Here is a 12,120-nt window from a genome sequence, read left to right as displayed (position 1 = left end):
AAGGTGTTAAGTGCAGTTCAATCTTGGCTAAAAGATTTCCGGGTATATCTCGAATGGCCATGCTTGCGAATGCTGTTTCTGGGCTTCTCCGCCGGCTTACCCCTTTTACTGATTCTAGGCACTTTAAGTTTTTGGTTGCGTGAAGCAGGCATTGATCGCAGCACGATTGGCTATCTCACTTGGGTTGGCTTGATCTACGCATTCAAATGGGTTTGGGCGCCATTAGTGGATCGTGTGCAAATTCCTTTTTTGACTAAGTTGCTGGGGCGCAGAAGAAGTTGGTTGCTTTTTGCGCAAGCGCTCATTATTTTGGGTCTTGTAGGAATGTCTTCTTTAGATCCCAGGCTGGCGCTGAACTCCATTGTTTGGTGCGCACTGCTGGTGGCATTTGGTTCGGCGACTCAAGATATTGCTTTAGATGCTTTCCGCATTGAATCAGCTAATAGTGATCATCAAGCCGCCTTGGCGGCTACTTACCAAACAGGCTATCGACTGGCGTTGATTTGGGCGGGTGCGGGCGTATTGTGGCTTGCTGCAAGAGCTGAAACAGGCAGCGGTTATGACGCTAGTGCCTGGCAATTCGCTTATCTTTGTATGGCCGCCTCCATTGGTGTTGGCGTATTCACTACGCTATTAAGTACTGAGCCAGCACGCTATGAATTAGCCAAAGCGCGTAATGCTAAAGCATGGCTTTATCAAACCTTGATAGAACCTTTTGCAGAATTCATCACCCGCTATCGTTGGCATGCGATTTTGATTTTGTCACTCATCGCAATCTATCGTATTAGCGATGTCGTAATGGGCATTATGGCTAATCCATTTTATGTCGATATGGGCTATACCAAAGATGAAGTAGCGGCAGTCAGTAAAGTATTTGGTGTCGTGATGACTTTAGTTGGTGCATTTGTAGGTGGCGTCCTCACTCTGCGATTTGGCGTCTTACGAATTTTGTTTTTAGGGGCAGTACTGTCTGCTGTAAGCAATTTACTGTTTGCTTGGCTTGCCACCCAAGGCCATGATTTACATGGTTTGATTTGGGTAATCTCAGCTGATAACTTAAGCTCGGGTATTGCTAGCGCTGCCTTTATTGCTTTCTTATCATCGCTGACAAATATTCGTTATTCAGCTACTCAATACGCACTCTTTAGTTCGATGATGTTGTTGCTGCCTAAATGGCTTGCAGGCTTCTCGGGTGTATTTGTTGACAGCTTCGGGTACCAGGCTTTTTTCTATGGCACTGCGATCATTGGTGCCCCTGTCCTCATTCTGATTTGGGCAACGATTCACTTTAAGGTTGTACAGATTAAAAAAGACGCGGAGTAATTTCCTTCTTTTTAATGCTTAAAGCTTCCAGTCATAGTCGACCGTCAGCGGGGCGTGATCTGAAAAGCGCTCATCTTTATAGACTGCTGTTTTCTTGGCAGTAGTAGCAATGCCTGGTGTGCTGATCTGATAGTCAATGCGCCACCCCACATTCTTGGCATAGGCTTGACCGCGGTTACTCCACCAGGTGTAGCAAGACTCTCCAGCTTTGGGCTCTAGTTTGCGATACACATCTACATAACCGATCTTGTCAAAGAGATTAGTGAGCCACGCTCGCTCCTCTGGAAGGAAGCCAGAATTTTTAACATTACCTTTCCAGTTTTTTAAATCGATCTCGTGATGTGCAATATTGACGTCGCCGCAGAGTACGATCTCTCTCCCGGATTTTTTGAGTTTAATAAGGTGAGGTAAGAAGCTATCGAGGTAACGATATTTGGCTTCTTGACGCTCAGGGGAGCTTGAGCCTGAGGGCATATAAACTGAGATTACTGATAACCCCTTGTATCTGGCTTCTACGTAACGCCCTTCAGCATCAAACTCATCATTACCATAGCCGTAGAGAACCTCGTCAGGCTTATGAGGCGTATAGATGCCGCAGCCACTATAGCCTTTCTTCTCGGCATGATGAAAGAAGCCATGCATGCCGTCAGGATTGAGGATGGCATCTTCTAGATCATCTTTCTGAGCCTTGAGCTCTTGCATGCAAATGAAGTCTGCTTTTTGCTTCACAGCCCATGGTAGAAAGCCTTTTTTGACTGCAGAACGGATACCGTTGAGGTTCGCGGAAATGATGCGTAACATGTAGTCCTATGAGCTCAAATAATTCAAATCAAGATAACTTTATTCGTTTTGCCTTGGAGGCAAAGGTTTTGTCCTTCGGAGAGTTTAAAACTAAAGCCGGTAGACTCTCGCCTTATTTCTTTAACGCTGGCGGATTTGATGACGGCACTCGCTTAGGCGCCTTGGGTCGTTATTACGCTAAGGCCCTACAAGAATCCAAACTTCCATTTAACATGCTCTATGGCCCTGCCTACAAAGGCATTACTTTGGTAGCCGCTACTGCAATTGCTTTGGCTGACGACGGGATTAATGTACCGTATGCCTACAACCGCAAAGAAGCCAAAGATCATGGTGAGGGTGGGGTATTGGTGGGTGCGCCAGTGAAAGGCAGGGTAGTGATTGTTGATGATGTTATTTCTGCAGGCACCTCTGTTAGAGAGTCCGTAGAGCTTATTCGCAAAGCAGGAGCGGAACCTGCGGCCGTTCTGATTGCCTTAGACCGCATGGAAAGATCCGGAACTGCAACAGAGCTTGGTGATCACTCGGCGGTACAAGCGGTTGAGCAAGAATTTAACTTGCCAGTCATTTCAATTGCGAACTTGACTGGCTTAATGTCTTTCTTAACTGCTTCAAGCGATGCCCAGTTAACAAATTATTTGCCGGCAGTAAAAGCCTATCGCGAAAAATACGGTATCTAAGAAAACAGGAAGCTAGCTTAGATTTCTGTTTCACCTTCAAATACGGTAACAGCTGGTCCAGTCATGATGACGGGCTGAGTAACGTTATTGACGATCCCGCCCCAGGCAATTTGAAGATCGCCACCGCGGGTATGAACCTTCACTGGCGAGTCTAATAAACCCCTGCGAATGCCCGACACTACAGCCGCGCAAGCACCAGTACCGCAGGCCAAAGTTTCTCCTGCGCCACGTTCGTATACGCGTAATTTAATTTCATTGCGATTAACAGCCTGCATGTAGCCCACATTTACCTTTTTTGGAAACGCAGGGTGTTTTTCAATTTCGGGCCCTTCTTCAAGAACAGGTGCGCTACCAATATCACTTACGACTTGTACGGCATGGGGATTGCCCATAGATACAACACCAACAAAACTATCGTGTGTCGCAGGGTGATCTAGGGGAAGGGCGTAAAGCGTTTCATGAAACTCTTGCATGCTTGCCAAACCGTTGGTATCAAATGGGATTTGGCTAGGCTCAAAAATTGGTGCACCCATATCTACCTCAACCTGCCCATCTGGATAAGATTTAAGCGAGAGAATAGTGTGTGCAACTTCGACACGTAAAGGATTTTTAGTGGATAAGCCTTGATCTAATACGAAGCGCACAAAACAACGCGAGCCATTGCCGCATTGCTCTACTTCGCCACCGTCTGCATTAAAAATCCGATATTTAAAATCCGCATCGGGTCTGGTAGCTTTTTCCACCAAGAGAATTTGATCAGCACCAATGCCAAATTGACGATGAGCTAATGATTGCCACTGCTCGCGTGTGATGCCGCTGAGGTCTTGATCGATACCATTGAGCACGATAAAGTCATTGCCAGCACCATGCATTTTGGTGAAGCGAAGTTTGCGTCCAGTGTTGGCTTGATGGGTGCTCAAAATATCTCTTTAATCGTAAAGGCTAGCCTCACCAGGAGGGCGATGCTTAAAGCGTTTATGAACCCAATAGTACTCTGCTGGTCTTTCTCGAACAAGTTCTTCAATATATAGATTAAGACGAGCTGTATCTTTTTCTACATCATCGCTTGGAAAGTTGGGCAAAGGTTCACTGATATTGCAGGTATAGCCTTTGCGATCTTGATTTAGCGTAGTGGTCATTAAACACACCTCGGCTCCACTCAACCTGGCAAGGCGTGATACGGAAGTGATGGTGTTGGTTTGAATACCGAAGAAAGGGACAAAGACTGAGTCTCTTGGCCCCAAATCAATATCAGGAGCAATAAAAATAAAGTTACCTGTCTGAATTTCACGAATGAGATCGCGCAGTCGACTTTGTCTTTCAATCGATTTGCCACCAAAGCGATTTCTCCATTCAATCATTTTTTGATTGAAGAAAGGGTTCTTCATATTTTGGTAGAGACCTGCACCCCTTGGCCAATCATGCTGGTTAGCCAGTACAGAGAGCGCCATAAAACCGCCCTCAAGGCCGACAAAGTGGGGGTTGATGAGTAGGCGCGGCTTGCGATCACCTATGGTAATGGCAGAATTTATTGTGACAATATCGGTGATTTGATTGCCACTGCCAAGCCAAATTCGGCTTCTCTCCAATACGCTGCGACCAAATAATTTCCAGTGCTCCAGCGCAAGCTGATCAATTTCCACTTCGCTCAGATTGGGAAAACACAGTCGTAAATTTGTTTTAACAACCTGAGCGCGACTATTGGGTATATGGGCTGCCAACCAACCAAGTCCATAGCCCACATAAATCGTGATGGTGTATGGCAGAAAGGCAAATAAGCGCAATAAGCTAAGCGCTAAGAAATTGAAGAGGTTGGATAACCAGGTCATCTCAAAAATAATAAATTGATTAAACGCTGGGCGGCAATTCTGCACCAGCTGGATGCTTATAGCGGTTGTAAGACCAAATAAATTGTTCTGGTGCAACCAAAATCGCGTTTTCAATCGAAGTGTTTAATTCTTTGACCGCAATATTGGCATCGTCTGAAAACGCATCTAAACGTTTGGCGTCAATCGTCCATCCTTTGCCCAGCGAGTTTCTTCTGGCTGTAAACATGACTGCAGGAGTGTTGTGGCGATTCGCAAGACGAATTGGCAAGGTGGTTGTGTAGGCAGGACGTTCAAAAAAATGAGCCCAAATGCCATCACCGCCGCTTGGTACCTGATCGGGAAGGATGGCGATCGCCTCTCCTTTGGAAAGCGCCCGCGTCATTTGGCGGACGCCGTTGAGATTAGTTGGGACAAAATGCATGTTAGGGTAGGCGCGACCTGCCTCAACAACTTCATTAAGCCATTCTTGGCGAGATGGGCGGTACATGATGGTTGCTGGGTAATGGTTTGCAAGATAGCGAGGAATGATTTCAAAGCCACCTAGATGTGGACAGAGAATGATCATGCCCTTACCTTCAGACATGGCATCCTGTACGACATTCCAGTTGTGCACGGTGGTGATTGCTAATGCTTTTTTGGGATTGCGCCAGATCCACAGGCTATCTGAAAACAGCATGCCCGATGCGCGCACTGCTTCCCAGAGTTTGAAAGGGAGTTTGCGGGCGTTCACTACAGCTTCGTATTGAGGCCTAAATAATGAGCGATATTGTTTTGAGCCCAAATAGGCCAAAAGTCCCAAAAGCGCGCCAAATACCTGCACTACTGCAAGGGGCAGCACAGAGATGATGTTGAGACCGAAATTCAAAAGGATTTTTCGCACCCTCCAATGATATTCAATGCGGCTGTAGAGACCAAATTTAAGCGCCTCTTGATGGATTACACCCTTTTCAGATAGAATTACAGCATCGCCGAGTTAAGACAACTTGCAGGGCGATTCAAAAATTCTGCTAAAGCGTCGCCGTTGTAGTTCCTGGCACGTCGAGTTGTCCTACAGATCGTGTTAATTTTTAAAGGAATATGCAATGGCAAATGATTACTTCTTCACCTCAGAATCTGTTTCTGAAGGCCACCCCGATAAAGTAGCAGACCAAATTTCTGATTCGATTCTGGATGCCATTTTGGCCCAAGATCCAACAGCACGCGTCGCAGCTGAAACTTTGTGTAATACCGGCTTAGTAGTACTTGCTGGTGAAATTACTACTAACGCTAACGTTGACTATATTCAAGTGGCTCGCAATACTTTGCGCGAAATTGGCTACGACAATACCGCCTACGGCATTGATTACAAAGGATGCGCTGTATTAGTTGCTTATGACAAGCAAAGCCCAGATATTGCGCAAGGCGTTGATAAGGCACATGATGATGGCTTAGATCAAGGCGCTGGCGACCAAGGCTTAATGTTTGGTTATGCTTGTGATGAGACGGCTGAGCTTATGCCTTTGCCAATTCACTTGTCACACCGTTTGGTTGAGCGTCAATCTCAATTGCGCCGTGATGGCCGTTTGACATGGTTGCGCCCAGATGCCAAGTCACAAGTGACATTACGTTATGTGGACGGTAAGCCTGACTCAATCGATACGGTTGTGCTGTCTACTCAGCATGATGAAGATATTTCTCTTGAAAAATTGCGTGAAGCAGTCATCGAAGAAATCATCAAACCAGTATTGCCAAAGCATTTGATCAAAGGCGCGATTAATTTCTTGGTCAATCCTACTGGCCGTTTCGTTATTGGTGGCCCACAAGGCGATTGCGGTTTAACTGGTCGCAAAATTATTGTGGATACCTACGGCGGTGCAGCCCCTCACGGTGGTGGCGCATTCTCTGGTAAAGATCCATCTAAGGTTGATCGCTCTGCGGCCTATGCCGGTCGTTATGTGGCTAAGAACGTCGTTGCTGCCGGTTTAGCAAGCAAGTGTTTGATCCAGATCTCTTACGCTATTGGCGTTGCAAAACCAACTTCAGTGATGGTGAGTACTTATGGCACTGGCAAGATCTCTGATGAGAAGATTGCGCAATTAGTATCTGAGCACTTTGATTTGCGTCCAAAAGGGATTGTGAAAATGCTGAACCTCTTGCGCCCAATCTATCGCAAGACGGCTGCTTACGGCCACTTTGGTCGTGAAGAGCCGGAATTTACTTGGGAACAGACTGATAAGGCCGCTGCATTACGTGCTGCTGCAGGTCTATAAGTACTAAAGCTACTTAGAAAGCCTTCAAAAGCAGTTTATAGATGGATTGAGGCGAAATATGGAGAAATTGATTACAATTTCTCCATACCTTCAAGGAGCGTTGCAAGGAATGTTGAGACCCAGCATTTCCCCAGGCTTGGAGGGAGTAAGTTCTAGGGCAACCTCCAGAATTTGCTTATTGCAACTGCGCTCGCTAACCCATGATTCAACGGCTAGCGAGTTTGCACTCCAGCATTGGATCGTCTTTAGCTGGAGCATTGATGAATACTGTTTCTGATTTAAATAATTTTGTTGCCACCCGTTGCGCAATTGCCGATATTTCTTTAGCTGACTTTGGCCGTAAAGAAATTGCGATTGCTGAAACTGAAATGCCTGGCTTGATCGCTATTCGTGATGAGTTTTCAGCGCAACAGCCATTACGTGGTGCCCGTATCACTGGTTCATTACACATGACCATTCAAACGGCAGTATTGATTGAGACCCTAGAGGCTCTCGGAGCCAAAGTTCAATGGGCTTCTTGCAATATTTTCTCAACACAAGATCATGCTGCAGCTGCAATTGCTGCCAATGGCACGCCAGTCTATGCCATTAAGGGTGAGACCCTTGAGCAATATTGGGATTTCACCCATCGTATTTTTGAATGGGCTGACGGCGGTTATACCAATATGATTTTGGATGACGGTGGCGATGCGACTTTGTTATTGCACCTCGGCGCACGTGCTGAAAAAGATCAAGCTTGCTTGAATCATCCCACTAGCGAAGAAGAAACTATTTTGTTCTCTGCCATCAAGAAAAAATTGGCACAAGATCCAACTTGGTACTCTACGCGCTTGGAAAAAGTAAAGGGCGTTACAGAAGAGACGACTACTGGTGTGCATCGCCTGTATCAAATGTTTGCTAAGGGCGATTTGAAATTCCCTGCAATCAACGTGAACGACTCAGTTACTAAGAGCAAGTTCGATAACCTCTATGGTTGTCGCGAGTCTTTAGTTGATGCGATCAAGCGTGCTACCGACGTCATGGTTGCCGGTAAGGTTGCAGTAGTTTGTGGTTATGGCGATGTGGGCAAAGGTTCGGCCCAAGCATTGCGCGCTTTGTCTGCTCAAGTTTGGGTTACCGAAGTGGATCCGATTTGTGCATTACAAGCAGCTATGGAAGGCTATCGTGTTGTGACCATGGATTACGCTGCTGACAAAGCAGATATCTTTGTTTCAGCAACAGGCAACTATCATGTGATTACGCATGACCATATGGTGAAGATGAAGAATCAAGCGATCGTTTGTAACATTGGTCACTTTGATAACGAGATCGACGTCGCCGGTATCGAAAAATACAAATGGGAAGAGATCAAGCCACAAGTTGACCATGTGATTTTCCCGGCTGCCAATGGTCAGACTGAAAAGCGCATCATCATTTTGGCCAAGGGCCGCTTGGTAAACCTAGGTTGCGGTACAGGACATCCCTCTTATGTCATGAGCTCATCATTTGCAAACCAAGTGATCGCGCAAATCGAATTGTGGAATGCGGTAGGTACAGATAAATACCCAATCGGTGTATATACATTGCCTAAGCATTTGGATGAGAAGGTTGCACGTTTACAGCTCAAGACTCTCAATGCAGAGTTAACGGTGTTGTCTGATCAGCAGGCTTCCTACATTGGTGTAACGAAGGAAGGCCCATATAAGGCTGACCACTATCGTTATTAATCCATTCATTTAATAGATACCTAGGCCCAAGATCATGGAATTAAGCGTCGAGTTCTTTCCTCCAAAAACACCTGAAGGTGAGAATAAGTTGCGCCTTGTGCGTGAGCGTTTCAGCGAAACACTCAAGCCAGCGTTTTATTCTGTGACTTTTGGTGCCGGTGGTTCTACTCAGTCTGGCACATTAAAAGTGGTGAGTGATATTCATGCTGCAGGCGCTGCAGTGGCTCCCCACTTATCTTGTGTTGGCAGCTCACGCGATAGTGTGAGAGAAATGCTCAAGCAGTATCAAGCTTTAGGCATTAAACGAATTGTTGCTTTACGTGGAGACTTACCGTCTGGCATGGGCCAGTACGGTGAGTTTCATCATGCCAATGAATTAGTTGAATTTATTCGTGCGGAAACAGGTGATTGGTTTCATATTGATGTGGCAGCCTATCCAGAGACTCATCCACAGGCAAAGTCGCCTGCAAGCGATGTAGATTTCTTTGTGCAAAAAATGAAGGCGGGGGCTAATTCTGCTGTAACACAGTATTTTTATAACAGTGATGCCTATTTTCGTTTTGTCGATGAGGCTTATGACTTAGGTGTTACGCAGCCCATTATTGCCGGCATCATGCCGATTACGAATAGTACGCAGTTACTACGTTTTTCAGACGCCTGTGGCGCTGAGATTCCACGTTGGATTCGCTTGCGCCTCCAGTCATATGGCGATGACATTGCATCTATACGTGCGTTTGGTGAACAGGTGGTGACGGATCTGTGTGACCAGCTTCTGACCGCTGGCGCACCAGGCTTACACTTCTATTCTTTGAATCAAGCAGATGCAGTTTTAGCAATCGCCGACAACCTCGATCTAACGAAGTAAGCCTGACTCAGTCAGGAGCATATCCAAAGGCTCATCGTGTGTTTGAGCCGCCCACTGGGTATCATCCAGTTTTTGCCAATCAAATCCAATCCCAATACAAATGAGCTTGGGATTGTTTTCTCTCAAGTTCGCAAGGGTTCGATCAAAATAGCCGCCGCCATAACCTAGACGCCAGTAATGTGTTTTACCGTTTGCTGTTGAGCCTGACCAGCCAACACAAGGAATCAGGATGCAGTCCGGTGTGCTAGCAGGCCTATCTGAGTTATTCGGGTCTGGTTCTGGCACACCATGTTTGCTTGGGATTAGGCTGTCACCATCTCTCCATTCATAAAAATCGAGATGCTTATCAGGGCGAGCAAAAGGCAGTAAGAGTAGACGTCCGAATGCGCTTTTAGACCAAGCAATTAAGGTAGGGCGCAAATCCAATTCATCCTGAATGGGCCAATAGAGCGCAATCGAGCGCAGGGATGCGCCATCCGATTCTAAAAATGCGTTTAGCTTACTCAGTAGGGGTTCTGTGGCATGGGTATAGTTTGCCCCCGCCGCAAATTCTTTGCGTTGCTTTAACAATTCTTGGCGAAGAGTTTTTGGTGAATTACCGTGCATATCGACCATTATCAGGCGAAAATCAATAGATGTAGTAATCAAGTTAGCTTAACAAAATGCCTCATCCATCGATATAGGGTTAGATGTTGAAAAAGAAGTTAAAAATTCGCATATGCCAACAATGGGCCAAGATTCTGATTTTGGGCCTAGTCTTCAATGCGCCCCAAGCATTTGCAGAGAAATTGAAAAAGCCAGTTCTACCTAAATCCTATAAGAGTAAGACCGCCCCAGCTGAAATTACTGACGCCGATAGGATGTTTATCGACTTACGTGAGGCAGCCAGAAAAAATGATGTGTTTCGTACGCAGCAGTTGTCAGCCAATTTAGCCAACTATCCTTTTGATGACTATGTAGCTTATTTCCGTATCAAGCCTCAGTTGTTTGATAGCGCTGGAGGGCCGCGAAATGATTACAGTGCCGATACTCAGGTAGTTGCATTCTTAAATCAATATCTAGGCACTGCTTTAGCAGATCGTATGCGCAATGATTGGCTACTGGTGCTGGGTAAGCGCAAAGACTGGGCGCGATTTGATACTGAGTACACCAAGTTTGTTTTAGATGACGATACTCAAGTGAAATGCTATTCCTTGTTATCGAAACTTTCTCAAGGCGAGAACCCAACAAAATTAGCAATTGATTCACGGGCAATCTTGTTGGACCCCAGTTACTTCGGTCAAGCCTGCCAAGAGTTAGTGCCTTCACTAGTGGCGGCAGGCGGTATGACGCCAAGTGAGGCAAAGGCGATTGGTCGTGCTGCCAGCGAAAGAGGTTTTGACACTATGGCGAAACGTCTTGGTGGTGATGATCCTATTGGCGAGATTGTCAGGGCGGCTAAAGCCGATCCATCAAAAGCCTATCGAGATTTCTTGCAAACATCCTCGCGGTATAGCAAAGAGAATCAAGCGGTGGCATGGGGTGTTATTGGACAATTTTTGGCGAAGAAATTAGACCCAAATGCAGATGATGCTTATCAATTACAACAAGCCCTGGGCTATAACGAACTTCTCTCAGTTGAATCGCAAGAATGGAAAGTGCGTGCTGCATTACGTGCTAAAGACTGGGTCTTGGTGAAGAATGCTATCGATGGTATGAACCCTGTGATACGCAGCAAAGATCCTGCTTGGACCTATTGGTACGGTCGTGCATCAAAGGCTGAGGGTCAGGATGCCAAGGCTAAAGATAGCTTTGAAATGATTGCTGATCAATACAACTTTTATGGTCAGCTCGCTCGTGAAGAGTTGGGCAAATCGAATCATGCACCAAGTCGCACCAAGGTAACTGAGTCTGAAATTGATGCCATGGCTAGTCATAAGGGATTTATTCGTGGTGAGCGCCTTTATGCGATGAACTTACGTTTTGAAGGTAATCGTGAGTGGAATTGGGAATTACGGAACATGACAGATAAGCAGCTATTAGCTGCCGCAGAGTATGCCAAACGAGTCAATCTCTATGATCGCGTGGTCAATACTGCGGATCGAACCAAGCAAGAACATGATTTTAGTTTGCGTTACCCAACGCCATATCGTGATGAGCTTTCTCCAATTGCAAGGCAGATTGATTTGAATCTTGCTTGGGCTTATGGACTCATTCGTCAGGAGTCACGCTTCATCATGAATGCCTCTTCTTCAGTTGGCGCTTCTGGCTTGATGCAAGTTATGCCTAACACCGCAAAGTATGTCGCCAAGAAAATTGGAATGACGAATTACACCAACGATAAGTTGACCGATACCAATACCAATCTGACCTTAGGCAGCAATTACCTCAATATGGTGTTGATTGATTTGGACGGCTCTTGGGTGCTAGCTTCAGCTGCGTATAACGCAGGCCCTTCGCGATCTAAGGCTTGGCGTGAAAAGCTCACAGGGCCTACTGAAGGCGCCATCTTTGCTGAAACGATTCCATTTAATGAAACACGTACTTATGTAAAGAATGTATTGTCCAATGCGAATTACTATTCATCGGTAATGAACGGACAAGCACAATCATTAAAGCAACGTTTAGGTGTGATTACGCCTAAAGCTGCGACACAATCTGAGTTACCTTAACGATACGTTTATAAAAGAA

At 45.9% G+C, this 12,120-nt stretch carries 11 protein-coding genes and 1 riboswitch; of the genes, 6 read left to right on the top strand and 5 right to left on the bottom strand.

Annotated features, from left to right (window positions below):
* The first annotated feature begins 3 nt into the window (after positions 1-3).
* Positions 4-1,323: an MFS transporter gene (locus tag ICN35_RS09775; protein ID WP_216127174.1), complete on the top strand. Its 1,320-nt coding sequence runs from the start codon at positions 4-6 to the stop codon at positions 1,321-1,323.
* An 18-nt stretch (positions 1,324-1,341) separates the two neighbouring features.
* On the opposite strand, the gene ICN35_RS09770 is transcribed toward ICN35_RS09775, so the two are convergent.
* On the bottom strand, positions 1,342-2,124 hold the full coding sequence (locus tag ICN35_RS09770) for an exodeoxyribonuclease III (protein ID WP_216127172.1): 783 nt from the start codon (positions 2,122-2,124) through the stop codon (positions 1,342-1,344).
* An 8-nt stretch (positions 2,125-2,132) separates the two neighbouring features.
* Between ICN35_RS09770 and pyrE the strand changes: the two genes are divergently transcribed.
* Entirely contained in the window at positions 2,133-2,801 is a 669-nt protein-coding gene (gene pyrE / locus ICN35_RS09765; protein WP_216127170.1) for an orotate phosphoribosyltransferase, read from the top strand.
* 17 nt (positions 2,802-2,818) lie between these two features.
* Here pyrE and dapF read toward each other — a convergent pair whose 3' ends face one another.
* Genes dapF through ICN35_RS09750 form a run of 3 tightly spaced genes read right to left on the bottom strand, consistent with a single transcriptional unit; the run spans position 2,819 to position 5,495 of the window.
* Positions 2,819-3,673: a diaminopimelate epimerase gene (gene dapF / locus ICN35_RS09760; RefSeq protein WP_216127258.1), complete on the bottom strand. Its 855-nt coding sequence runs from the start codon at positions 3,671-3,673 to the stop codon at positions 2,819-2,821.
* Positions 3,674-3,730: 57 nt separating this feature from the next.
* Positions 3,731-4,630, bottom strand: coding sequence for a lipid A biosynthesis acyltransferase (locus ICN35_RS09755; RefSeq protein WP_216127168.1), 900 nt, complete (start codon positions 4,628-4,630; stop codon positions 3,731-3,733).
* Between the two features lie 19 nt (positions 4,631-4,649).
* Positions 4,650-5,495 (bottom strand): lipid A biosynthesis acyltransferase, encoded by an 846-nt coding sequence (locus ICN35_RS09750; protein ID WP_255535796.1) that lies wholly within the window; start codon positions 5,493-5,495, stop codon positions 4,650-4,652.
* A 217-nt stretch (positions 5,496-5,712) separates the two neighbouring features.
* Here ICN35_RS09750 and metK point away from each other — a divergent pair, with 217 nt between their 5' ends.
* The 3 genes from metK to metF all read left to right on the top strand — a co-directional run bounded on the left by metK (position 5,713) and on the right by metF (position 9,450).
* Entirely contained in the window at positions 5,713-6,879 is a 1,167-nt protein-coding gene (metK, locus tag ICN35_RS09745; RefSeq protein WP_215295983.1) for a methionine adenosyltransferase, read from the top strand.
* An 86-nt stretch (positions 6,880-6,965) separates the two neighbouring features.
* Positions 6,966-7,078, top strand: a riboswitch (S-adenosyl-L-homocysteine riboswitch).
* 61 nt (positions 7,079-7,139) lie between these two features.
* Positions 7,140-8,585 (top strand): adenosylhomocysteinase, encoded by a 1,446-nt coding sequence (gene ahcY / locus ICN35_RS09740; RefSeq protein WP_216127255.1) that lies wholly within the window; start codon positions 7,140-7,142, stop codon positions 8,583-8,585.
* A gap of 34 nt (positions 8,586-8,619) precedes the next feature.
* On the top strand, positions 8,620-9,450 hold the full coding sequence (gene metF / locus ICN35_RS09735) for a methylenetetrahydrofolate reductase [NAD(P)H] (RefSeq protein ID WP_216127166.1): 831 nt from the start codon (positions 8,620-8,622) through the stop codon (positions 9,448-9,450).
* On the opposite strand, the gene ICN35_RS09730 is transcribed toward metF, so the two are convergent.
* Positions 9,439-10,098, bottom strand: a complete 660-nt coding sequence (locus ICN35_RS09730; RefSeq protein WP_255535795.1) for a 5-formyltetrahydrofolate cyclo-ligase — start codon at positions 10,096-10,098, stop codon at positions 9,439-9,441. The two genes, metF and ICN35_RS09730, sit on opposite strands and share 12 nt — an antisense overlap.
* A 41-nt stretch (positions 10,099-10,139) precedes the next feature.
* Between ICN35_RS09730 and ICN35_RS09725 the strand changes: the two genes are divergently transcribed.
* A complete protein-coding gene (locus ICN35_RS09725) occupies positions 10,140-12,101 on the top strand; it encodes a lytic transglycosylase domain-containing protein (protein ID WP_216127164.1) in 1,962 nt (653 codons plus the stop codon).
* Positions 12,102-12,120: the final 19 nt, after the last annotated feature.

It is taken from the genome of Polynucleobacter sp. es-GGE-1, from assembly GCF_018882005.1.
Classification (GTDB): domain Bacteria; phylum Pseudomonadota; class Gammaproteobacteria; order Burkholderiales; family Burkholderiaceae; genus Polynucleobacter.
Note: the sequence above shows the minus strand (reverse complement) of the source record. Positions and strands in the feature narration are given on the sequence as shown.